Source organism: Parablautia muri (assembly GCF_009917485.1).
In the GTDB taxonomy this organism is placed as follows: Bacteria; Bacillota; Clostridia; order Lachnospirales; family Lachnospiraceae; genus Suilimivivens; species Suilimivivens muri.
Genome location: NZ_QZDT01000009.1, coordinates 113,989 through 138,659, shown reverse-complemented (window position 1 = coordinate 138,659; position 24,671 = coordinate 113,989). Strand labels below are relative to the sequence as shown.

Annotated in this window: 18 protein-coding genes and 1 pseudogene; 16 read left to right on the top strand and 3 right to left on the bottom strand. The window is 43.9% G+C overall.

Annotation, left to right across the window (positions count from 1 at the left end; translation table 11 throughout):
* Positions 1–461 precede the first annotated feature (461 nt).
* The 12 genes from D5281_RS08320 (at position 462) to D5281_RS08265 (ending at position 14,040) form a co-directional block, all read left to right on the top strand.
* The gene (locus tag D5281_RS08320; RefSeq protein WP_160559701.1) at positions 462–2,201 is read left to right on the top strand and encodes a sensor histidine kinase; all 1,740 of its coding nucleotides are present in this window, start codon (positions 462–464) and stop codon (positions 2,199–2,201) included.
* A complete protein-coding gene (locus tag D5281_RS08315; protein WP_160559700.1) occupies positions 2,179–3,768 on the top strand; it encodes a response regulator transcription factor in 1,590 nt (529 codons plus the stop codon). The genes D5281_RS08320 and D5281_RS08315 overlap by 23 nt, the downstream gene beginning before the upstream one ends.
* Positions 3,769–3,899: 131 nt before the next feature.
* Positions 3,900–5,444, top strand: coding sequence for an ABC transporter substrate-binding protein (locus D5281_RS08310; protein WP_160559699.1), 1,545 nt, complete (start codon positions 3,900–3,902; stop codon positions 5,442–5,444).
* A gap of 90 nt (positions 5,445–5,534) precedes the next feature.
* Positions 5,535–6,452 (top strand): ABC transporter permease, encoded by a 918-nt coding sequence (locus tag D5281_RS08305; protein ID WP_160559698.1) that lies wholly within the window; start codon positions 5,535–5,537, stop codon positions 6,450–6,452.
* A gap of 16 nt (positions 6,453–6,468) precedes the next feature.
* Entirely contained in the window at positions 6,469–7,353 is an 885-nt protein-coding gene (locus tag D5281_RS08300) for a carbohydrate ABC transporter permease (RefSeq protein WP_160559697.1), read from the top strand.
* Positions 7,354–7,402: 49 nt separating this feature from the next.
* Positions 7,403–9,001, top strand: coding sequence for a glycoside hydrolase family 43 protein (locus tag D5281_RS08295; RefSeq protein WP_160559696.1), 1,599 nt, complete (start codon positions 7,403–7,405; stop codon positions 8,999–9,001).
* 294 nt (positions 9,002–9,295) lie between these two features.
* A complete protein-coding gene (locus tag D5281_RS08290) occupies positions 9,296–10,081 on the top strand; it encodes a methionine ABC transporter ATP-binding protein (RefSeq protein ID WP_160559695.1) in 786 nt (261 codons plus the stop codon).
* Entirely contained in the window at positions 10,078–10,788 is a 711-nt protein-coding gene (locus D5281_RS08285) for a methionine ABC transporter permease (RefSeq protein WP_160559694.1), read from the top strand. Before D5281_RS08290 ends, D5281_RS08285 begins: the two co-directional genes overlap by 4 nt.
* A gap of 137 nt (positions 10,789–10,925) precedes the next feature.
* On the top strand, positions 10,926–11,876 hold the full coding sequence (locus D5281_RS08280) for a MetQ/NlpA family ABC transporter substrate-binding protein (RefSeq protein ID WP_160559693.1): 951 nt from the start codon (positions 10,926–10,928) through the stop codon (positions 11,874–11,876).
* 211 nt (positions 11,877–12,087) lie between these two features.
* Positions 12,088–12,744 carry a YczE/YyaS/YitT family protein gene (locus tag D5281_RS08275; protein WP_160559692.1) on the top strand — a complete coding sequence of 219 codons (657 nt, stop codon included), beginning with the start codon at positions 12,088–12,090 and terminating at the stop codon, positions 12,742–12,744.
* Positions 12,745–12,829: 85 nt separating this feature from the next.
* Positions 12,830–13,450 carry a metallophosphoesterase gene (locus D5281_RS08270; RefSeq protein ID WP_160559691.1) on the top strand — a complete coding sequence of 207 codons (621 nt, stop codon included), beginning with the start codon at positions 12,830–12,832 and terminating at the stop codon, positions 13,448–13,450.
* Positions 13,451–13,494: 44 nt separating this feature from the next.
* Entirely contained in the window at positions 13,495–14,040 is a 546-nt protein-coding gene (locus tag D5281_RS08265; RefSeq protein WP_160559690.1) for a putative ABC transporter permease, read from the top strand.
* A 352-nt stretch (positions 14,041–14,392) separates the two neighbouring features.
* Here the strand turns inward: D5281_RS08265 and D5281_RS08260 are convergent, their stop codons facing one another.
* Positions 14,393–14,902 carry a CarD family transcriptional regulator gene (locus D5281_RS08260; RefSeq protein ID WP_160559689.1) on the bottom strand — a complete coding sequence of 170 codons (510 nt, stop codon included), beginning with the start codon at positions 14,900–14,902 and terminating at the stop codon, positions 14,393–14,395.
* Between the two features lie 192 nt (positions 14,903–15,094).
* On the opposite strand from D5281_RS08260, the gene D5281_RS08255 reads away from it, so the two are divergent.
* The 3 genes and pseudogenes from D5281_RS08255 to D5281_RS08245 all read left to right on the top strand — a co-directional run bounded on the left by D5281_RS08255 (position 15,095) and on the right by D5281_RS08245 (position 19,487).
* Positions 15,095–15,670 (top strand): histidine phosphatase family protein, encoded by a 576-nt coding sequence (locus tag D5281_RS08255; RefSeq protein ID WP_160559688.1) that lies wholly within the window; start codon positions 15,095–15,097, stop codon positions 15,668–15,670.
* Between the two features lie 46 nt (positions 15,671–15,716).
* Complete coding sequence (locus tag D5281_RS08250; RefSeq protein WP_160559687.1) at positions 15,717–16,592, top strand: ROK family protein; 876 nt, start codon at positions 15,717–15,719, stop codon at positions 16,590–16,592.
* A 65-nt stretch (positions 16,593–16,657) separates the two neighbouring features.
* Positions 16,658–19,487: pseudogene (locus D5281_RS08245) on the top strand (NYN domain-containing protein).
* On the opposite strand, the gene D5281_RS08240 reads toward D5281_RS08245, so the two are convergent.
* Both D5281_RS08240 and D5281_RS08235 read right to left on the bottom strand, forming a co-directional pair.
* Positions 19,459–21,123, bottom strand: coding sequence for an ArnT family glycosyltransferase (locus D5281_RS08240; protein ID WP_160559686.1), 1,665 nt, complete (start codon positions 21,121–21,123; stop codon positions 19,459–19,461). The pseudogene D5281_RS08245 and the gene D5281_RS08240 overlap by 29 nt on opposite strands.
* 32 nt (positions 21,124–21,155) lie before the next feature.
* Positions 21,156–22,160, bottom strand: a complete 1,005-nt coding sequence (locus tag D5281_RS08235; RefSeq protein WP_160559685.1) for a hypothetical protein — start codon at positions 22,158–22,160, stop codon at positions 21,156–21,158.
* A gap of 513 nt (positions 22,161–22,673) precedes the next feature.
* Between D5281_RS08235 and D5281_RS08230 the strand changes: the two genes are divergently transcribed.
* Positions 22,674–24,623, top strand: coding sequence for a hypothetical protein (locus D5281_RS08230; protein WP_160559684.1), 1,950 nt, complete (start codon positions 22,674–22,676; stop codon positions 24,621–24,623).
* Positions 24,624–24,671 lie beyond the last annotated feature (48 nt).

Here is a 24,671-nt window from a genome sequence, read left to right as displayed (position 1 = left end):
TGTTTGGCGAAGTGTGCGGGGAATGGGGACAATTTCATAGGGGAACAGGAAAAACAGGCCGTCCGGAATGATCTGGGCGGCCTTCCTGCGTGAATTGTGTATGTTACCGGAACAATTTCATGTAAGGATATAATCTTGGGTGCCTGGAATTGTGAGACAGTTTCAGGCAGCGGCCTGGGAAACGCTGTCCTGGGAGCTGGCAAAAAGATAGGACAGAACAATTGTATATGCAATTGAAAGCATGACAGGAAAATGAGCAGATTTGTGACAGCGGATAAGATTGAATCTGTGACAGCTCATGAAGTTATTAACACTATGGCTCGATTACTTTGGTTGATATTATTATCTAAATATTGTAACATATTGAAGGAGATATATAAATGATAAGATAAAGAAAGCGGTATATTCGGTAACAGATAGAATTTTAAGAAAACTGATATCTGCACAGAAGGAAGAAACAAATGAAACGGAAAAGACTATATTCAGTTAAAAAATTTTTTATGATAGCCAGCGTGGCACTGGTTTTTCCGTTTGCAATACTGAGTGTATATTTTGCGTTACATACTATCCGGGTGTCAGAGGAAATGGCGGCTTCCGCAAACAGGAATGCACTTTATCTTTATCAACAAGAGCTTTCTACCAATCTGGAGCAGCTAGAGCAATCAATGGCGCAGAGCTGGGCTCAGGACTGGAAGTATCAGAAATTGAGATTTGAGCTGGACGACATCGATGCACATGAGAGCACAAGGATTATACTGGAGGCCTATAAGGTGACACAGTCCGTCTATCCATGTGTGGGGGCTATGGCAATCTATTCTCCGGCTAATGGGCTGTGCCGATGTATTTATGATAACAGCTATTCCCATGACTTGAGAGAAGATATCAAAAAATATGTTGAGGAGACGGATTTTTCCAGGGATTCCGTAGAATGGTATGTGAGACGGATAGACGACAAATGGTTTATGGTGCGCGTTCTGGGATTGTCTAACGCATACAGCGTCTGCTTTGTGGATATTGATCTGGGACCAAAGATTACGGTCTCGGAGCCGATGCCCTCCTATCTGGTCTACTTTGATGGGAACATGGAGGCCTTAAACGAGACGGAAGTGTTTAAGAATGTGGATTTAGATACCAAAGACAGCTATTATATCAGGAAAATAGCGGGAGAAAATTTTATGATTGTACATATGCCGCTGGGATATGGAAATATCACAATGGCGTATATTGCCCGGTATAGTGGGTTTGGCCACATGACTATTTCTCAAATATTTGCCGTAACGCTTACGTTTCTGATGCTTCTGCTGGTACCGCTGGTATATTATATTGTGATCCGGATATTCTTTAGACCTCTGAGCGAATTTATATATTCCATACATAAAAGCCGGGACGAAAACATGCATCCCAAGCTTTCTTATACCGGAGAATTGGTGGAACTGAACGAATTCAGCGATACCTTCAATGATATGATGGAGGAAATTGAAAAGCTGAAAATAGATTCCTATGAACAGGAGATGGCGAAGCAAAAAGCGGAATTCCAGTATCTTCAGCAGCAGCTGAAGCCACATTTTTATCTGAATTTCCTTAAAACCTTGTATGGGATTATACAGTTGAGACATACGGATAAGGCGCAGCAGATGATTTTGGGGGTTTCAGAATATATACGGTATACGTTCCGCAACAACAGTGTTCTGGTTCCTCTTTCGGAGGAAATCCATCAGGTGGAAAATTATGTGTATATACAGCAGGCCAGCATTGCAACCAGAGTAATACTGAATGTGGAGATTCCGGATGAAGCCATGAATGCGTATGTGCCGGTGATGAGTATTCAGACCTTTGTGGAAAATTCTTTTAAATATGCGGTCTGCGCCGATCGGAATCTGGAGATTGGTATCTCAGCCAGTATTATACAGGCAGAGAGTGAAGTTTATCTGGAGATTGGTATTCAGGACAATGGGAACGGTTTCCCGGAGGATATTTTGGACAAATACACCGGCGGCAGAAATCAGGAAAGTGTGGATGGAACTTCTACCGGAATACATAACATTAAACAGCGGTTGGAGATCATCTATCAGTCCCGGGCAGGAATTACTTGCATGAACAATTATCAGGGGGCATTGTGTGAGCTGATTATTCCGCTGCAGACAAAGCAGGCGCCAGAAGATGCACAGGAGGTATCAGATGAATGTATTGATCGTGGATGACCAGCCCGATGTAGTGGAGGGAATCAGAGAAGGAATAGATTGGAGTTTTCTGGAAGTGGATCAGGTCTTTTTGGCGTATAATAGCGAAGCGGCAAGAAAGGTGGTCACCAGCGAGGCGGTTCATGCCATACTCTGTGATATCGAGATGCCTAATGGGAGCGGGCTTGAGCTTGTTGAATGGATTGGAGCGCACTATCCGGATATTAAATGTATTTTTCTGACAGCACATGCAGATTTTGCATATGCGCAGAGAGCCCTTAAGCTGGGAGGTTTTGATTACCTTGTGCAGCCCGCTCCCTACGATCTGATAGAGAGCACACTGCAAAGGGCGCTTTTGCAGCTGCATAAGGAAAAAGAGCAGCAACAGGTATTGGTGTATGGAAATTATGTGAACAGACATGAAAAAGAGTTGCTGGATGTTTTTCTGCGGGAATATCTTTCCGGTCAGAAGGAAAATGCGCATACGCTTATACAGTATCTGAAAACCTTATCTATTGATATAAAGCCGGAGGAAAAAAGCAGGCTGGTCATCATTCAGATTCAGAACCGGAAAAAGCATATAAAAAAGCTAGATAGGGAGATGCAGTATTTTGTGGTGGAGAATGTGTTTATGGAGCTGCTGGGAGAGGATGCCAGCCGGTTGTTTTTCTGTACGATAAACAGCGAGGTATACGCCGGGGTTTTTTACGGAAGTTCCATCTGGGAGCAGGGAAAAATCTCGGAAAAGCTGCGGAATTTTGTGGAGACTGCCGGAGAAAAATTATATCTTTCTGCGGCCTGCTATGTCAGTGGAGATACAAGATTTTTGGAGCTGCCAAAGGAGCTTGAACACCTTCTGGAGCTGACAGAGAGTAATCTGACAGGGCAGACGGGAGTATTTCAGGCAGGAGTGGAGTACTTTGGCTGGGGAAGAGGGTATGTGCCTCTGGATTTTGAACGGATGAAAAGCTTTTTTCTTCAGGGGCAGTACCATATGGTCAGTGATATGATTCGTGCCTATTTCAGAGATCTGGAACAAAAAGGGAGGGTCGGAAAGAAGATACTAACCTATTTCCAGCAGGATTTTTTGCAACTGTTTTTTGATATTCTGAGCACACAAAGTGTGAAGGCGCATGAAGCATTCCAACGGGAATATGATGTTATGGCGTTGAGAAAGTCTACGGAATCTCTAAGTCAGATGTATCACTTGACAGAGTTTGTGATTACTTTTTTAAAGGAGCTTAACGAGGAAAGCAGCAAGGATATAACGCCTGTGGACAGAGCAGTGGCTTATATCCGTCAGAATATACATAACAATATTAGCCGCACAGATATAGCTGAAAATATTTATGTCAATCCGGATTATCTTTCAAGGCTTTTTAAAAAGGAAAAAAATATCTCTCTGACAGATTATATTGTTCAGGAAAAGCTGAAAATGGCAACAGCTATGTTAAGAAGCACAAATCTACCGGTCAGCGTAATTGCGTCCAATATCGGATATACAAATTTCTCATATTTTACCCAGGTATTTCGAAAGAGCTTTGGCATGTCGCCTAGTGAATACCGACAGAGCGCTCAGAAAGAGTAGGGGTATCTTTGTGTCTTTTAAAAGTCATTAAACATAAAATTCAGGTCAAAATTTTTATAGCCCGGATCAGAGGTTTGAGGATAGAATTTTTACATAACCAATAACAATTCTGAAAAGGGAGGTAAAATTTTATGAAGCTAAAGAGAATAGCTGCGTTGGGACTGAGCGTTCTGATGGCAGGCAGCTTGCTGATCGGATGCGGTGGTACAGATGGCGGAACGGATGCCGTGGAAGAAAGCGGTCAGGCCGAAGGAGATTCGACAAAAGCTGAGGGCGGCGCAGAAGCAGATACCAGCGGACAGGAGGCTTATACGGTCAAGATTCTTGCACCGGGAGACGCATCAACAGAGGACTGCCAGAGAGTTTCCCAAGCGGCCAGTGAGATTACAAGGGCGAAATTTAATACGGAAATCGAAGTGACCAGAGTGGGATTCGGCAGCTATGATCAGCAAGTAAATCTGATGCTTGCATCTAATGAGAAACTGGACTTGATGTATCAATATTGCGGAAATGTTACAACAGCAATCAGCAGCGGTCAGATTCTTCCTCTGGATGAATACCTTGACGGCTATGGAAAGGATCTGAGAGAACAGATTAGCCAGGATGATTGGCGATGTGTAACTTTTAACGGAAATATTTATGGAGTCCCTTCCAACAAGGAAAAGGCTACCGGCTGGGGATTTGCTTTTAATAAAGAAATGGCAGATGCTACGGGGATAGACTATTCATCAATTAAGACAGAGGAAGAATTGGAACCGCTTTTAACAAAAGTCAAGGAACTTTATCCTGACACTTATCCGATCGTATCTCATACCGGATATTGCAGCCCTATGACGATTCAGGATGACCTTGGCGGTGATATAGGCTCCCTGATCAGCGCGGCGTCTGATGATACGGAGGTAATCAATTACTATGCTTCAGACGCATACCGCGAAGAAGCAATGCTACGGTATGACTGGGCAAAGAAAGGTCTTATCATGCCTGATGCATCTACCAGTACGGAAAATGCAAACAGCCTAATTGGTGCGGGAAAAGGATTTGGCAGATTTTCCAATACGAAACCGGGAATTGAACAGGAAATATCAAAGGAATCCGGCAAAGAAATAGCAGTGATCGAATTGGTTTCACCTTACACAACAACGACCCGTGTGGATATTGTATGGTATGTTCCTCATAACAGTGAGCAGCCCGAACGAGCTGTACAGGTCTTAAACGAGATTTATACAAATCCTGAGCTTGCGAATATTCTGATTAATGGTCTGGAGGGGGAGCATTATGAGCTTGTTGATGCGGATAAAGGAATCGTGGATTATCCGGAGGGAGTCAATGGAACAAATACTGGTTACCTGAGCCTTCCTTGGGCATGGCCTAATGAGATGATTTCTTATGTATGGAAGGGAAAACCGGAAGACATCTGGGAACAGACGGAAGCATTCAACAAAGCGGCGGCTGTATCTCCGGCAAAAGGCTTTGCATGGGATAATTCTGGGGTTCAAAGTGAGGTGGCTGCCTGCGCTAATGTGGTGGCAAAATACGACAATGCTCTTATGGTAGGCTCTCTGGATCCGGAAACAACAATCCCTCAATTTATAACTGAGTTGGAAAGCGCAGGGGCAAACACCATTATTGCCGAGAAGCAGAAACAGCTGGATGCATGGCTTGCGGAAAACAAATAGATTCCTATATTGAAATCTGCTATGGCGGCGGTTTTATCGCCGCCATAATAATATATAGGCAGGCAGAAGGCCTGAGAATGGAGACCGAATATGGCAAAAACATTTCAGAAATATAAACGGTATTTTCCACTCTATTTCATGATGATCCCCGGACTGGTTTATCTGTTTATCAATAATTACATACCGATGGGTGGAATTATTATAGCGTTTAAAAAGTACAACTATTCCAAGGGAATTTTGGGGAGTCCGTGGACAGGGTTGGATAATTTTGAATTCCTTTTTAAAACGAAAGAGGCGTGGACGATAACGCGCAACACACTGGTGTATAATCTTATGTTTATCGTGATAGGAACGATTTTAGCAGTTACAGTTGCGATTCTGTTAAATGAGCTGAAATCCGTAATGGCGAAAAAGCTTTATCAGACGGTTATTTTGGTGCCGTTTCTGATATCCATTGTTGTGGTAAGCTATCTGGTTTATGGTTTTTTGAGTACGGATACCGGATTTATCAATAACAGTATTTTAAAACCGATGGGAAAGGATGCAGTGGGTTGGTATTCCAACCCCACCTATTGGCCATTGATCCTTGTAATTGTAAATGTCTGGAAGAATCTGGGGTATAATTGCATCATATACTACGCTACGGTAGTGGGACTGGACGCTAGTTTATATGAATCAGCGGCAATCGATGGAGCAGGAAGGTGGCAGAGAATTTGGCATATTACGCTGCCCGGATTGAAAACTACAATTATTACGTTGGTGTTGATGGCAGTAGGGAGAGTATTCTACTCTGATTTCGGATTATTTTATCAGGTTCCTATGAATAGCGGGCCGCTGATTGATGTGACAAATACGATTGATACTTATGTATACAGGGGACTGATGGAACTGAACAACATTGGTATGGCATCGGCTGCAGCAGTGTATCAGTCTCTTGTAGGATTTGCCCTGGTGCTTTCCGCGAATATGATAGTGCGTAAAATAGACAAAGAAAGTGCGTTATTCTAAAAAGGAGGTATGAAAAATGGTTGAAAAAAATAGGAGTTTTCAAATAGGAGTACATCTTTTTATGATAATACTAACGCTGTTTTGTCTTATTCCATTCCTGCTGCTGGTAGTCTCATCCTTCACGGCAGAGTCAGCGCTTTTAAAGAATGGTTACTCCTTTTTCCCGTCAAAGATCAGTTTTGATGCATACAAAACGCTGCTTGTAGACTCCAGCAGTATTATGAGAGGATATTTTCTTTCTTTTGTGGTGACAGTTTCAGGAACATTGTGCAATATTCTTCTGACATTGCTGTTTGCTTATCCGCTTTCCCGGAGAGATTTGCCGGGGAAAGGTTTCTTTTCATTTATGGTGTTTTTTACCATGCTGTTTAACGGAGGACTGGTACCCACATATATGATGTGGACGGGCGTGTTCCACATAAAAAATACATTGTGGGCGTTGATTGTTCCCAATTTGATGATGGGGGCGTTTTATGTCATCATGATGAGGACTTATTTTACAACCAATATACCGGAAGCTGTTTTGGAGGCTGCACGAATTGATGGAGCCGGCGAGTTTCGGACGTTGGTTAAGGTAGTTGTGCCTATGTCCAAACCGATTATTGCAACGATTGTGCTGCTGGTGGGATTGAATTACTGGAATGACTGGTTGAACGGATTATATTATGTAAATGATGACAGGCTTTATAGCATTCAGGTGCTGCTAAACAAAATGTTGATGGATGTACAATATCTGATGACCAATGCTGCCAGTGGGGCAATGAATCAGAGTATTCAGCTGCCTGCCACCGGTATCAAGATGGCTGTAGCTGTAATGGGGGCGCTTCCCATGTTTATTATCTATCCGTTTTTCCAGCAATACTTTGTGCAGGGTATCGTGATAGGCGCAGTAAAGGGGTAAGTTTGGAAGTACCGCAAGCTATGCTTGCGATATGCGGGAGGGAGTAAAAATGATGAAAATAAAAAATCCTGTTCTGACAGGGATGCATCCGGATCCTTCCATCATTCGGGTAGGCGGGGACTATTATCTTGCAGTTTCAACCTTTGAGTGGTTTCCGGGAGTTGAGATTTATCATTCCCGGAATCTGGTAAACTGGGAACTGGTATCCCGACCTCTTGAAAGAATCAGCCAACTGGATATGAGAGGTGTGCCGGATTCAGGAGGTGTGTGGGCGCCTTGTTTGTCCTATTGCGATGGAACTTTTTATCTGGTCTACTCCAATGTAAAAAGTCTGTTTGGATTTTTTAAGGATACGCCCAACTATCTGGTTACGGCAAGAAAGATTGATGGTGAATGGAGTGAGCCGGTATATTTAAATGCCAGTGGATTTGATGCGTCCTTGTTTCATGATACGGATGGAAAAAAATGGCTGGTGAATATGCTCAACGATACAAGGCCATGGAAGGGAACCTGCGGATTTGGTGGAATAGAACTGCAGGAATACTCTGTCAGAGAAAAAAAGCTGGTAGGGGAAAAGAAAATTATTTTCCGGGGCAGCAGTTTGGGCATTACGGAGGGGCCTCACCTGTATCATATCGGTAAATATTACTATCTTATCACAGCAGAAGGAGGAACCGGATATGAGCATGCCGTTACAGCTGCACGTTCGGAAAAGCTGGAAGGACCATATGAGATAAGTCCTTTTCATCCACTGCTGACAAGTGCCGGACACAAAGAGCTGACACTGCAAAAGGCGGGCCATGCCAGTCTGGTAAAGACCCTGGAGGGAAAATGGTATATCGCCCATTTGTGCGCCCGTCCGGCCACAGAAAAAGGGTATTGTATTCTGGGAAGGGAAACAGCTCTTCAGGAGATAGTCTGGACTGAGGAAGGATGGCCAAGGCTTAGCCAGGGGGATAATCTGCCCCGCGATACGGTGGAGATAGATACAGATGAGGTTCAGAAAGGAAGCCGCGTTATACAATATGATTTTGAGGAAGAAAAACTTCCTTTTGAATTCCGTACACTACGCCGGCCGTTAACGGAGGAAGAATGCACATTAAAGGCAAGAAAGGGATTCCTCAGGCTGTTTGGCGGAGAATCTCCAGGTTCCCATTTTCGACAGAGTATGGTAGCTTTCCGGCAGGAGGACTTTCATTTTACGGTTCTGACCTGCGTAGAATTTTTCCCGGATAATTTTCAGAAAATGGCGGGGATCATTCATTACTATGATACGATTAATTACCTTTATCTTTTTATTTCCTGGGATGAAGAAAGAGGGCGGGTGTTGAATGTACTGAGAAACCGCCTGAAAAAGCAGTCATATCCGATAGAAAGCGGGATCACGCTCCCGGATGAAGGAGAAGTTTATTTGAAGATGGAGGTTTGCAAAGAGAGAAGTATTTTGTCGTATTCATTGAATCAAAAGGAATATTTCGAAGTGTATGCGGATGATATCTCCTATCTGTCAGATGATGCCTATGGTGAGATAGGGGAGTATCGTTTTACAGGTGCCCATATTGGACTTTGCTGTCAGGATCTGACAGGGGCAGGAACACCGGCGGACTTTGCCATGTTCCGTTATGAAGGGAGCGATAGGAGAGTATAAATTTAAATAAAGAAAATGCTAAACAGAAAAGGTGCATAGAAATAAAATCAGTCTGCTGTTAGCAGAAAAGTGTATCATGGGTTGTCGCTTTCGTATCTTGCGGCAGCCCATTTGAATTATGATTCAATTTGAGTCATATTATACGATACGTGAAACTCTCAAAATTTTGCTGTACAAATTTAAAAAAATGCGATAGCATATAAAAGGCAGATAACAGACAGCCGCAATCAATGGACAGGCCGGATTTGCGAAAGCGCCCAATTTGTGAAAGCGCTGGCAGCGCAGGAGATTCATATGGACGAAAAGTTTATCGAGATATCAAAGCTATATAAATCATTTTATAATAAGAAGCAAAAAATCGAAGTCCTAAAAGGGATAGATCTTTCTGTGGAAAAAGGAGAGATTTACGGCATCGTGGGCTTTAGCGGAGCGGGAAAGTCCACATTGGTCCGGTGCATTAACCGTCTGGAGGAACCTGACAGCGGCATGGTTAAAATCGGCGCTCAGGAGATTACTTCACTTGGAAAGGCGGCATTAAACGAGCAGAGAAGAAAGATTGGCATGATTTTTCAGCAGTTTAACCTGTTTGATTCCATGACGGTGGAAAAGAATATTGCCTACCCTCTTAAGCTGACGGGTGTTACCGGAAAAGAGGCGGACGCCAGGGTTGAGGAGATGCTGAACCTGGTAGGACTGACAGAAAAGAAAAACGCTTATCCCGGGGAACTCTCCGGTGGTCAGAAGCAGAGAGTTGGTATTGCCAGAGCACTTGCCAATCGTCCGGACGTATTGTTGTCTGATGAGGCTACCAGTGCCTTAGACCCGCAGACAACCTTGTCTGTGTTAGACCTTCTGAAGGAAATTAATCAAAAGCTGGGACTTACCATTATTTTAATTACCCATGAGCTTGAGGTGATTAAGTACACCTGCCACAGGATGGCGGTTATGGAGGATGGGAAGCTGCTGGAGCAGGGCCTGGTGGAAGACATTTTCAGTCACCCCCAGTGCGAAACAGCCAGAAACTTTATTCGTGTTTATAATCAGTTTAGGAATGATTACCAGAAGGAGGAAGTGAGATGAGCTTATATAAGTATTCCTTTTTTGAAGTATTGATGCATTCCTTCAGTGCGGAGGTGTGGGCACAGGTACTGCCAGCCATAAGCGAAACCATGTACATGGTGGGTGTTTCCTCTATATTTGTTTTAGTTTTTGGTATTATTCTGGGACTGGTGCTGGTGATGACCAGTAAGGAGGGTTTGGTACCCTGTAAAGTGATACATACAATTTTAGGAGCAATTATTAATTGTTTCCGTTCCCTGCCGCAGGTTATTATTATTATTGTTATGCTGCCGGTTGCAAGAGCGCTGGTAGGAAAGTCATACGGCTCTAATGCCTGTATCATTTCTCTGGTGGCAAGCTGCGTGCCGCTTTTTGCAAGATTAGTGGAGAGCAGCCTTTTGGAAATAGACAAGGGAAAAATTGAAGCGGCCAAAGCAATGGGAAGCGGCAATATGAGAATTTTATTTACCATAATGGTGCCGGAGACACTGCCTTCCTTGATCCGTGCGTTTACAAATGCAGTGGTTATCGTTATTTCCATGACGGCTTTAGCGGGAAGCTTTGGGGCAGGAGGAATCGGTTATATAGCGGTTACCTATGGATATACAAGATTCCAGCATGATTTGCTGTTTGCAACCATTATCGTACTTATTGTAATCGTGCAGGCGGTACAGATTGTGGGGGACACCCTTTCAAAGATTATATTAAAAAAGAGACATTTAATTTAAAACGACATGCCTTAAGCGTTTTGGCAGCATAAGGCAAAATTATCGCCCATAAAGAGATGGCTTGTGAAGTAGGGCAGACATTTATACGGCTATGCCGTTTAAATGAATATATATTTTTTATCATAGGAGGAGAAATTATGAAAAAGAAAGTTGTAGCTTTACTTATGGCTGTTGTGACAGCATCTGCAGTACTTGTAGGCTGCGGCGGCGGAACAAATGAAACAACGCCTGAACAGGAGACGGCAGGAGATGCGGCAGATACTGAAGCTGAGGCAGGAACAGAGGCTGGGGACGCTGAAGACGAAAGCGCAGCAGCCGATACCGAAAGTGAGGGCAGTGATGAATCTGCAGATGCACAGACAGGAGAGGCAGTTGTACTCAAGTGCGTATGCGATTTGACACCGCACAGCGAAATTTTAAATGCGGCATCTGATTTGCTTGCAGAGAAAGGGATTGAGTTGGACATTGTTTCCACAACATGGGACGCTACCTGGAATGATATGCTGGTAGACGGCGAAATTGATTTTGCTTATTTCATGCATGTACCTGCAATGGAAAGTATCGAGGAAGAAATGGGTACTACTTTGTACAGTATGGGCGGTATTCATGTTGAGCCTTACGCTTGCTTCTCAGACAAGTATGCATCTAAGGAAGAACTTCCAGAGAATGCGGTAATTGCAATCCCTAATGATTCTTCCAATGAGTACAGGGCCTTAAAGGTTCTTGAGACAGAAGGCTTCATAAAGCTGAATCCTGATATGACAGCAATTGATGCATCTGTTAACCAGATTGATGAATATGTGGTTCCCATTGAAATTGTTGAGATGGATCAGGCAAATATCATTCCTTCCGCAGCTGATTTTGACGCTTACTTTGTCAATGTAAACAGAGCTTTGGAAGCTGATATCGATACAACTGCTTATCTGATGAGAGAGGGCGAGGATTCCGAATACGCCAACATTATCACAGTAACAGAGGCAAACAAAGACAATGAGGCAATTAAGACTTTAGTGTCTGTGCTTCAGTCTGACGATGTAAAGAAATTCATTGAAGAAAACTTTAATGGTGCGGTTATTCCGGCCAAATAAGGAATGCGGTGAACAAACGCCAGAACGCTTCGCGGGCTGTCCTATTGTAACGAGAGCAGCGACTGAATGATTTCAGTCGCTGTTTTAAGTTAGTTCACTTCCAAACGCTTTAGTGGCAGCAGTATCGCAGGTAAAGCCTGCGGTATGCAGGGGTATAACTTTATTGGCAGCAGTATCGCAAGCATAGCTTGTAATATACAGGGGGTATAAAATGGAATCACAGAATGAAAAAAAACAGGAAATAACTTTTCAAAGAATTGCTTATCTGATCATTGGAAATTTTTTTATTGGAACATGTGTGGCGTCTTACCGGATCAGTGTGTTTGGGGTGGATGCCTACAGCAGCATGAATCTTGGAATCAGCGGCTTTCTTGGGATGAGCTTTGGCAATTGGCAGTTGATTATGAACGTGTGTATTTTAAGTGTGATTTTTCTGAATATCCGCCGTTTTATCGGATTGGGGACGATTATCAACATGGTCTTTGTGGGCTATATAGCAGATTTCCTCTGTTGGCTGGTGCGGGATGTTATGAAGGTAAATGCAGGTCTGCCCCTTCGGGTTATATTTCTCTGCATTGGCATGATACTGTGTTCGCTGGGCTGTGCACTGTACATGGAAGCAGATCTTGGACTTTCCCCTTATGACAGCGTGCCTTTTCTGATTATGAAATTTACGAAGGACAAGGTGTCTTTCCGTATGGCAAGGGTATCTGCGGATGTAACCGTAATGCTGATTGGCGTTGTTTTTTGCCTGGCTGCACACAATAATGTATGGGAAATAGTAGGAATTGGAACTGTGATAAATGCCTTTTGCAATGGGCCGTTGATGCAGTTTTTCAGAACCCGGATGACAAAAACGACAGACTGAGCAAAGGGAATCCTTATAAAAAAGCGGTGGAATAATATCAAAATATTTTTGAGTGACTTTAGCAAGGCTTGGTAAGGAGGCATATTTGAGATATTACATTGCAGATCTACATTTTTTCCACGGAGAAATGAATGCTAAAATGGATCGGCGCGGTTTTGAGAGTGTGGAGGAAATGAATGAATACATGATAAGGAAATGGAATGGAAAGGTACGGAAAAACGATGAAGTAGTTGTATTGGGAGATTTGTCATGGGGGACGGTGGCGCAGACAAATGGAATTTTAAGGCGTTTGCAGGGAAAACTTTATTTGATTACCGGCAATCATGATTGGCTTATCAAGAAATCGGGGATGGACATCCACCGTTTTGTGTGGATTAAGCCTTATGATGAAATGTCAGACAATAAACGAAAAGTGATTTTGTGCCACTATCCGATGATATGCTATAACGGACAATACCGTTTGGATGGAGAGGGTAATCCCAAAACCTATATGCTGTATGGGCATGTACACGATTCTCATGATCAAAGACTGCTGGAACAGTTTCAGGAGATAATCAGACGGACAAAGATAACAGATGCCCAGGGCACAGAAAGGCATATTCCCTGTAATATGATTAATTGCTTCTGCAAATATGCGGACTATGAGCCGCTCACATTGGATGAATGGATTGTATGTGATAAAGAAAGGCGGAAAACGCTTTCATAAGACGGACATAAATAATATTTCTACACATGGGGTATTTTAACTGTATGAAAAATAAAAAATTATCCCATGAATTTGACTATTATGTTTTATTATTTTTTTCTCTTGCTTTTATAGGCTGGCTTTGGGAAGTGGCATTGTATTTTTTTACAGAACACGCACTGATAAACAGAGGGGTATACAGAGGTCCCTATCTGCCCGTTTACGGCGTTGGGGGGCTCTTGTTATGCATACTCTTTCACTCCTTAAGAAGCAAACCTTTGCTTGTGTTTGGGGCATCGGCGCTGCTTTGCTCTGTTTTGGAATACCTGACCAGCTATTTTCTGGAACGGCGTTGGGGCATAAGGTGGTGGGATTACAGTAACCATCTTTTTAACATCAGCGGAAGAATCTGCTTAACAGGCGCGCTGATCTTTGGGGCAGGAGGGGCAGCGCTGGTTTGCGTATTCTTACCTCTCTATGAAAAGATATACTTGAAAGTGCATAAGAAGTGGCGTATTGGAATTTGTATTGTGCTGCTTGCTTTATTCGTGGCGGACGGATGCTACTGCGCTATGCGTCCCAATGTTGGATATGGAATTTCGTCTTCATAAAAATTTATATTATGGCCCCAGGCCCCAATTAACAGGTAATTGACAGAAAGGAATTGATATATACTTCTTATGAAAAAAGAGCAGTGGCCAATTTGCCAGGTATGCAAGCTGCCACTGCTTTCCTTAATGAAAATGTGTAACAGTTCAGCCTTGCTGAACTGTTACATGCAAAATCCATTTAAAATCGCCTTTGGCGATGGGATTTTGCACTCCCTAATCATGTAAAAATTTACCAAAATTAATTTTCCTGCTAAGAGTAAGATTGAACTTGTTTGAAATCTGTAGTAAACTTATTTTATAAGCAATCGTAAAAGCTGGCAGAAAGCATTTGTAAGGGCCCTCGGAGAGAAACTCAGTCCCCGCTTTCATCGATGCAGCTGGCGATATAGGATTTGACCTCATCCCTGGGCTTACCTAAAGCAACAGACAGCTCCCCATAAAGGGAGGTCTCCGCAAGGTTAAAATAGCGGCTGTCCAATGCAGTTACCTTATGCCCCTTCAAAATCCTGTTTTCTTTACGCAGGTAAATGGTTTTGATAAGCTGTACCCAGGCCTTGCAGTTGTTGGAACGCATATATTCTTTATAGGTTTTTTCCAGAGTCTTTTCATCCGTCAGAGGGATGGTAGGGATATCGGGTATAGATTTAATCAGGCTGTGGGCTTCATCTTTTGAGATTGCAGGGCGAAGGGAAGCCTCCGCGGTGTCTACAGGAATATAGACTGTGCTGGTGGATGCAAATACGGGTTTTAACAGATAATATTCTCTGTTTTTATCAACGCCCGAAAGATTCAGGGTAGTTATATCTTGTATGAGGCATATTCCATTATTACTATAGATAACATATTCACCTTTTTGAAACATATAATTTTTACCTCCTTTATAAACAGACTATAATATATATCATACCAAATTTTTTGAAAAAATGTTAGTGATGATTGAATTTACTGAAAATTTTGTGGATTTTGCGCATAGTGTATAGGTATAGAATTGTGCAAAATGTATAGCAAGCTGGCAGTATCGCAAACAAAGCTTGTGATATGCAGGGGTATGGATATGAAAATTTATTTGGCAAGGCATGGCGAAACAGACTGGAATATAGAGAACAGAATTCAGGGACAAATGGATACGGAGCTAAATGAAAAAGGCAGACAGCAGGCGGAAGAACTTGCCGGGAAGCTTGCAGGTGGAGATTATCAGATTGGAGAGATTTATACCAGCGCCAAAAAGCGCGCCTGCGAAACCGCTTTCATTATAGGCAGTAAGCTTGGCGTGGTACCCACGATACAGCAAGGACTTGAAGAAATTAGCTTTGGAAAATGGGAAGGCTATATGTGGAAGCAGGTAAGGGAATTGTTTCCGGAGGATTATCAGGTGTGGCGTAACAACCGCCGTTATCAGGTGCCGCCGGAAGGGGAATCTTATCAGCAGCTTCTTGACAGACTCCTGCCTGCTTTAGGAGATATTGCAAAAAAGGAAAAGGTAAATAATTCACTTGTGGTGACGCACAGTGCGGTGATTATGACCTTATTGTCCTATCTTTATCATACACCTTTTGAGGATATGGCGAAAAACTATAAGACGGGAAATGCAGAAATCGTGGAGCTGGACGGAAATTTGTTTTTAAATTGAGTTTAAGAACATAAAAGAAAGTAAAATGATAAAAGGAGAAAGGCTTATGAGATTGGGAGCGTTAGAAGCAGGCGGAACGAAAATGGTATGTGCAGTGGGGGACGAAACAGGAAAGATTTTTGAACAGATTTGCATTCCCACAAGGACACCGGAGGAGACAGTGCCAGAGATGCTTGCATATTTTAAGAAGGCGGAGATAGAAGCCCTGGGAATCGGATGTTTTGGGCCCATTGACCCGGATAAGTCCTCTGCCACCTACGGGTATATTACAAGTACGCCTAAGCTGGCATGGAGAAATTACAACATAGTAGGAGCCTTTGAGGAAGCGCTGGGCTGTCCTGTGGGGTTCGATACGGATGTGAATGGCTCCGCTCTTGGGGAAGTTACCTTTGGACAGGCAAAGGGCAAAAACAGTGTGATTTATATTACCATAGGAACCGGGGTGGGAGCAGGAATTTTTGTAGAAGGAAATCTGGTTCACGGGATGCTGCATCCGGAAGCTGGCCATGTGCTGATTCAAAAAAGAGAAGATGACACCTACCAGGGAAAATGCCCTTACCACAAATGCTGCTTAGAGGGACTTGCGGCAGGGCCGGCCATTGAGGAGCGCTGGGGGAAAAAGGCCATAGAGCTTAAGGATAGAGAAGAAGTCTGGGATTTGGAAAGCTATTACATTGCCCAGGCGCTGGTAGGGTATATCCTGACGGTTTCTCCGGAAATGATTATTCTGGGGGGCGGCGTTATGCATCAGGAGCAGCTGTTTCCTAAAATCCGCAGTTATGTAAAGGAACTTTTAAACGGATATATCCGGACAGAGGAATTAGAGCATATAGAAAGCTACATTGTTCCGGCAAGCTTACAGGATAATCAGGGAATCATGGGATGCCTTGAGCTGGGACGCAGAGCCCTTGAAAATCAGTGAATGTGAGAGGTGGAAGCTTGGAGGCAGTACCGCAGGCAAAGCTGCGGTATGCAGGGGGTATATAAATGAAGCATCTTGTGATAGGAATACTGGCCCATGTAGATGCGGGGAAAACAACTTTATCAGAGGGGATGCTTTATTTAAGCGGCAGCATCCGGAGGCTTGGAAGGGTGGACAAAAGAGACACTTTTTTAGATACCTACGGACAGGAGAGAGAGAGGTATCACCATTTTTTCCAAGCAGGCGATGCTGAAGGCAGGAGATACGGAGATTACGCTTTTAGATACGCCGGGACATGTGGATTTCTCAGCGGAGATGGAGCGAACGCTGCAGGTGATGGACACGGCGATTCTTGTAATCAGTGGCAGCGATGGGGTACAGGCCCATACCCATACCTTATGGAGGCTGCTTAAGCATTATCAGGTACCGGTTTTTCTGTTTGTTAACAAGATGGATCAGCCGGATGTGGATAAAGCAATGATTCTGACGGAATTGCGGGCTCAGTTAAGCGAATATTGCGTGGATTTTTCAGGAAAAGGAGATTCCTTCCCGGAAGAAGAATTTTTTGAAGCGATTGCGGTTTGTGAGGAAGATGTTTTAAACGAATTTCTGGAAATAGGAAAGATTGAAAAAAAGAGTATACGGAGATTAATCGGGGAAAGAAAACTCTTTCCCTGCTTTTTTGGCTCCGCCCTGAAGCTTTTTGGGGTGGAGGAATTGTTAGAGGGGTTAGATGACTACACAGAAGAAAAAGCATATCCGGCAGAGTTTGGCGCCAGAGTGTTTAAGATTTCACGGGACGGACAGGGAAACCGTCTGACGCATATGAAAATTGTGGGCGGAAGTCTTAAAGCAAAGGAGCTGCTAGCGGGAAACAGCAGGATTGCGCCAGAGGATGGAAGATGGGAGGAAAAGGTCAATCAAATCCGCATTTATTCCGGAGAAAAATTTGAGGTGGCAGGGGAGGTAAGCGCAGGGGAAATTTGTGCGGTTACCGGACTAACCAGGACACGGGCCGGGGATGGGCTGGGATTTTTAAAGGATCCTGTTTATCCTGAGCTTTCCCCTGTTCTTTGTTATGGTATTGGGCTTCCCGAGGGATGTGATGCGGCTCAGATGCTTCCGAAGCTAAAACAGTTAGAGGAGGAGGAACCGCAGCTTCATATTGTGTGGGATGGAAGTAATAGGGAAATCAAAGCCCAGGTTATGGGGCAGGTGCAGATTGAGGTGTATAGGAGGCTGATTGAGGAGCGGTTTGGCATCTGCGTGGATTTTGGTGTGGGAAGTATTGTATATAAGGAAACGATTGCCAATACGGTAGAAGGCGTAGGGCATTTTGAACCCTTGCGCCATTACGCGGAGGTGCACCTTCTGATGGAGCCGGGAGAGCCAGGCAGTGGAATCCGAATCAAGACAGACTGCAGCGAGGATGTGCTGGATTTAAACTGGCAGAGGCTGGTGCTGTCTCATCTGGAGGAAAAGGAACATGTAGGGGTGTTAATGGGTGCTCCGATTACGGATATACGGATTACCTTAAAATCGGGACGCGCGCATCAAAAGCACACAGAAGGAGGCGATTTCCGGCAGGCTGTTTACCGGGCCCTGCGTCAGGGACTGATGCAGGCAGAAAGTATATTGTTGGAGCCTTATTATGAATATAAACTGGAGGTGCCGCAGAAGGCAGTGGGCCGGGCTATGTCAGATTTGGATAAAATGCAGAGCAGCTTTACCATGGAACAGGACGGCCACGGTATGAGTATTTTAAGAGGTATGGCGCCTATGGCGCTTTTACAGGAATATCCGGCAGAAGTAGCCGCTTATACCAAAGGAGAAGGGCGGCTGTATTGCAGTATGAAAGGATATTATCCCTGTCATAATACGGAGGAAGTCTTAGAGGCGGCGGATTACGATCCGCTCCGGGATGTGGCCAATCCTTCCAGTTCCGTATTTTGCGCCCATGGAGCCGGGTTTATTGTGGAGTGGGATGAGGTGCCCGCCTACATGCATCTGGAAGGCTGCCTGAAGAAAAGAGACATTGGAAATGAAGCGGAAGACCTGTGGGGAGAGGAGATAAGGAACGACAGGTATTTGGAGGAGATGGCAGACAGGGGAGGCCTAAGGATAAAGGGCGGAACTCGCGCCAGAGAAAAAAAGGCCGGTAAGGGGCAGGAGCCTGTCAGTATGGGACAGGAGGAAATCGAAGAAATTTTAAACCGTACATTTCATGCCAACAAAAAGGGAAACAGAAGGGAAACAAAGGCCGGATGGAAAAGAAGCCGGGAGAGGTCAGATGATTTTTCGCTGCCATCCCGGACCAGCGTTTATAAAGCAGCTCCCAAACGGGAAGAATATTTGCTGGTGGATGGCTACAATGTGATTTTTGCATGGGATGAGTTAAAGGAATTGGCGGATAAAAGCTTAGATGGGGCCAGAGGAGCGCTGCTTGACTTGCTTTGTAACTATCAGGCGGTAAGAGGGTGCAATTTAATTGCGGTTTTTGATGCGTACCGTTTGACCGGACATCCAACGGAAGTCTTAGACTATCACAATATTCATGTGGTGTATACAAAGGAAGCGGAGACGGCCGACCAGTATATTGAAAAATTTGCCCATGAAAACAGCAAAAGGTATGATATAACCGTGGCCACATCGGATGGCCTTGAACAGATTATTATTGTAGGGGAGGGCTGTAAGCTTATTTCCTCCAGAGAGCTTAAGGAGGAAATGGAGCATGCTGCAAGCCAGATATTGCAGAATTTTAAAAACAGCCACTCGGTAGAAAAAAATTCCCTGGAAGGAGCTCTGCCTCCCCGGGCGAAAAGGGAAATAGAGCAATTCAGGGAAAGAGAACAGTTGAAGGAAAATGCTACCAACGCTCCCAAAAGATATAAATAACCGTGCTAAAGGCAAGAATCATGATAATACCCCAGTTTATGATATGCATGGAAACAGATTTCAGCTTTGCAAAGACACTGTCCTCCCGTTCATAGACGGGGCACAAATAATATTTATTACCTAACCCTAAAGCGATTGAAATGTAAACCAGGCAGATTGCCACATAGCGGAAATCGCTGCTGCAGGTATAAGGGTAAATAATAACAAAGACAGCAAAAGAAATCAGCATAATGATATAACCGGTCAAAAGGAAAATGGCATTTTCACGGCCGGTTTTTTGGTTGGTAAACTGGCCCGGAGCGTGAGGTGGGAACGGTTCGGATAGCTGTCCTTCTAAACGCGACCGGGCGTGACGGAAAAGGACAGCTGTCAGTAAAAGGGCGGTGATGATACCGAAGATAACCGCCAGGATAAAGGTAATCTGACATAAAATCAAAAGAATATCGGATAAATTGGCAGGGTATTCCTCTGCAAACAAGGAGGTGTGGAACATGATAACCCAAGTATTGTTGCAGGCCTTTGCACTGATAGGATGGAAAGGAAAAGGGAAATTCCAGTCCGAAAAGGCCGGAATGCCTAAACGTTCCCAGAGACTGTAGTGGGCCGTATACATAGGGGAGGTTTCTCCGGGAACGGGCACGCCGGGCTTTTCGCCAAAACGCATGAGATTCCGCAGGATCCAGGATAAGCCTATAGGAGCAACGATTATGGCAAAAATAAAATAGTTTTTTATCCAGGTTAAAAGAATACTTTTTTTCCTTGTGCGTAGAACGGAAATAAAGTGAATCAGGAAAATGATAGCTAAAGGGATAGCAAGAACTGCGGAATTAAGCTTGGTAATCATCCCAAAACCAATGCACAAAGCCAGTCTGATAAGCCCTGCCAGATTTTTATTTTGTATCCATTTAAGAGATTCTAATATGGTAAGGCACATAAATAATATGGTCAGCATATCATTGTTGACGCTTCCGGCCATAACGATAGTGGCAGGATGAAAAGCCATAAAAGCAAGCCCTATATAAAGTCCTTTTTCTTCTATCTCAAGAACCTTTAGGATTTTCCAGGTAATTACCATACAGAGATAGGAATAGAAAAGGGGAAGGATTTGCAGATTTTCAAATGCAAGATTCTCCGACACGCCCAGCATAATATTGAGCTGCAGCCAAAGAAAAGAAATAATATGGTGCAGCGGAGGATGATAGTAGGCGAACAGCTCGTAGGGGTTTAAATCCGGAAGCTTATGAAATTTGTAGATATACTCAATATAGCCAATGTGGCCCGGATTGACAAAATTAGTTCCCATACCGGTGTAAGCCCCTGCGTCATGTTGACGCTCATAAAGGCCTGATAAAAGCACATAACTGCATCTGAAAAGGATGCCCAATAGGATAATCATAAAAACGATACGATCCTCGTCAAAACGACCGGAAAATTTTAAATAGAACAAAAGTCCTGTGTAGGTCACAAAAAGACAGGTTAAAACCAGCGTCTTTGTATAATGAGGAGCGTAAAAAAAGCTGGTGCCCTGCGCTATAGCAGTGGCAATACAAAATGCCAGTATGGCAAAGATGACATACAGGTTGGTTTTTTTTGAAGTATCATGATTCTTGAGTGGGTTAAAAAGAATTTTTTTCATTTGCATGTCCTTTCAGTGCTTTTGTATAAAGATTAATAGATGGATGTCACATTTAATATGGCATTATCCTCCACCTGAAAGCTCCAAATGGAGTGGCCCGGAATGCGATGCTCGGTCAGGTACCACTTATCGTCAATATGTGTGATGTAATAGGGCGTTCCGCCGCCGATAAAATTTTGATATACGTCCTCGTATTTTCCGTCAGAGAGATCCTCCAGGCTTTTCGTTCGAAGCATGGTGGCATAATCCTGATTGCCGGTTATGTCGGTGGAGATGGTGATATAATAATAATCCTCTATCTGTGTCAGCTGTATCATACCGGCCATTTCCGGCAAAACAGGGTATTCTTTTTTGATCTCAAAACTATAAAGATCCGCCTCTATGATACTTGAATTGCCGGATACAAAATAAATCCGGTCGTCCAGGATGGTGAAGGAACGGACATAAATGCCAGCCAGGGAGGGGATAGAGCGTATGTCCGTCAGGTATACCCGGGTATCTCCTTTGGCGTGGCGAAAAAGATACATTTCTCCGCTCTGGGAGCTCCAGGCATAAAAGGTATCGGTATAATCGTCATATAGAATGAAGTGAGGGCGATTCCCGATGCCGCAAAATTCCTGGGTGGGGACAAAGATGGTTTGTCCGTTTACATTTTTCCCTTTTTCCATAATCAAAATGCGGTTGTTTTCCGTATCGTCAATCAGATAAACTTCTCCATCACTGGCTATAGTATGTCCCATGGAAATATCATTTGTCATCACCTGCCACAGGTATAAAGGGTCGTTTAAGTTGTCATGATAGATGACCTGATTATTGTAACAGTCTACAATAAAATAGGTGTCCTCCACTTTGGTGATATAAGTAGGCACGCTTAAAGAGGGGAACGGGTTATTGGGTATTTCATTTAAAGTCGAGCGATCAAAGGAGATCGGGGTTGACTTTAGCAGGTAAATTAAGGGGGTGTAGCCGGGGGTTTTAGCCGGGCGGGAAGTACCGCAGGCTATGAAAAAACCGGTACAAATGCATACTGTAAACAAGAGGAGTAAGCTTTTTTTGACCCATACAGATTTATCTATGGGAAAACATATATGTGTTTGGTGGTTTCGTGGATTTTTATGTATTGTGTTCATAAAGCTATTATAAATTTTTTGCTTGTATTATACAATGTTTTTTTGTCTGTTATATAGTTATGTTTCATGTTTCATTACTATTCACGGCCTGGGAGCCGCTCATAGTAACATTCGGGGTGATATTCCAAGTTTCGCTTCGCAAAAATTGCCCCTCACACCTGAATCACGTTCTCGCGGAATGCGCATTCCTGACCCGTGAAAAGTAACCATGTTTCTGCTGCGATAAGCGGCCGCTAGGCAGTGAAGCGCCTCTGGCCAACCTGTGAAAAGTAACAGCGTAATCGCTTCATAGGAGTGAGTGAGAGAGAAAGTGTTTGACAAGGGGGAAAAGGGTGTGATATAGTAAATGCACTTACCGCTTAGAAAATCCAAATGAATGAAGAATGAATTGTGTACAGGTGAGCTGTCTGTGGAAATTCCATGGGCAGTTTTTTGTTGCAGAAAAAGTACATGTACCTTTCGGAAGGATATCCGGAAAGAAATGGAGAAATGATGAAGGAAATAGAGAAAGAAAAGAAGAAAAGATTTTTGAAAGCAATACCCATTCTGATTGCTTTTCCTTTGCTTTTTGCCGCGGCCATGCCAGTATACGGAACAGAAAAGCAGGAAAGAGCAGAAGAAAGCAACATCAATCAAAAGGATTCTGCTTTGAACCAGGCACCCAAAGAGACGATTACCTACATATACCACAGGCATATAGGGAGTCAGGATGTTTTTGGAGGATGCTATAAACAGGCGATAGAGCATGAGCACGAGGGAAATGCAGCCACTGGCGGTGGCTGTTATACGAAGCCTGTGCTCCATATCCATCAGGGAAGTGAAGATACAGGCGGCGGCTGCTACGGGAAAGAAATCTATCATGAGCATCAGGGAAATCCAACAGAGGGTGGAGGGTGCTTTAGCGAACCTGTGAAACATGAGCACGGGAATAGCTGTTATGAGGAAAGAGCATGCACCATTAGCTACACAACAGTTAATGTGATCAGCACAGAAACCGGCAGATGTTTTTCCGGCCATGGGGAGAGCGTATTTGTGAGAGCGGAAGGAATAGCGAACCATGACAGCTGTGATGCGGGAACGGAAAATACAATTATCAGATATTGTCAGCAGTGCGGATTCATGGCACCTATGATGCATGATTATCAGGTGGTGATCTGCGGTAAGGATGAAGATACGGTAGAAAGCTATAAAATTGGCTGTGGAAAAGAAGATACGGATGTTGAACGCTACGAGCCGGATTGTGGTTACGGGAAGGATGAAATAGAGTTCTATGAGACAGAATGCGGAACAGATGTTGATGGCTATGGGCTTGACTGTGGCCTTAAGGAGGATGTGCCGTGCGGGCGCTTGATTGTAACCAACGAAACCCTGAGCACAGCAGAGGAGGTTACTTTGCATGTGAGACTGGAGGATTTGACAGGAGGGAAGCTAGAGCTTGACAGCGATCCTTATGTCTGGTGGGATGAAAACGGAAACCAGGCAGGCAGTGGTGATCAAATTCAGGTAAAACAAAATGGCGATTATTCGGTCCGGTTAAGACTGAAAAATAAGGACGTGGATGAGAGTGGACTGACCGGTAAAATTCAGGTAGATAATATATTGAAAGCGGCTACAAGGCCTGTGCCATCAGCCACCCCTTCGAAAAGCCCTGCGATATCTGAAAAACCTGCATCAGAGCCTAATCCTGCTCCCACAGATATACCGGATGAGGAACGGGATGGGAGGCCATCTGAAGATGGGGAAAATCCATCGGAGGAAAACAATGAAAATGTGCTGCCGGACCAGAGGGATGAAGTCAGGGAGCGTAAAGATGAGGATGCGTTGGCAGCCTCTGAGCAGGCACAAGAAACCGTAAAGAGGGGAGTAAAAAAAGTGATAGAGGAAAAAGCGCAGGATACCCCTGCTCCTTCCATGACACCCTCCCCTAAGATAGTAAAAGAAACAAAAAGTGCGTCCATACCGGAAAAACAGGCCATGGAAGAAATCCGGTATAAGGTAGGGTTAAGCGAAAGAAATAACAGTATTTTTGCAAATCCTGTGGTCAGAATGCTTACAGTGACAGCAGGCGTGCTGGCGCTGATTGCAGGAATCCTGTTATGGCTGTTTTATTTAAGAAACAGCGTGAAGGTTTATAATGATAATGGAGAAGGCAGGATGCTTTACCTGGGGCGCTGCATGGTCAGGCTGGAGGAGGATACATATACCATAAAGATTACGGAAACTATGGTAGAAAAAGCATATACCAACCGATATTGTATCAAGCCGGGACTTTTCCGTTTGGGGAGAGAAGATGAGGCCCTTGTTGTATACAAAGACTCCCAAAATGCAACTGTATATATAAGGAAGGAAATGATTGCAGTTTTGCATTAAAAAGTAATAAAGGTCTTGATTTTAGACTATGAAAGTGATAGACTCGTA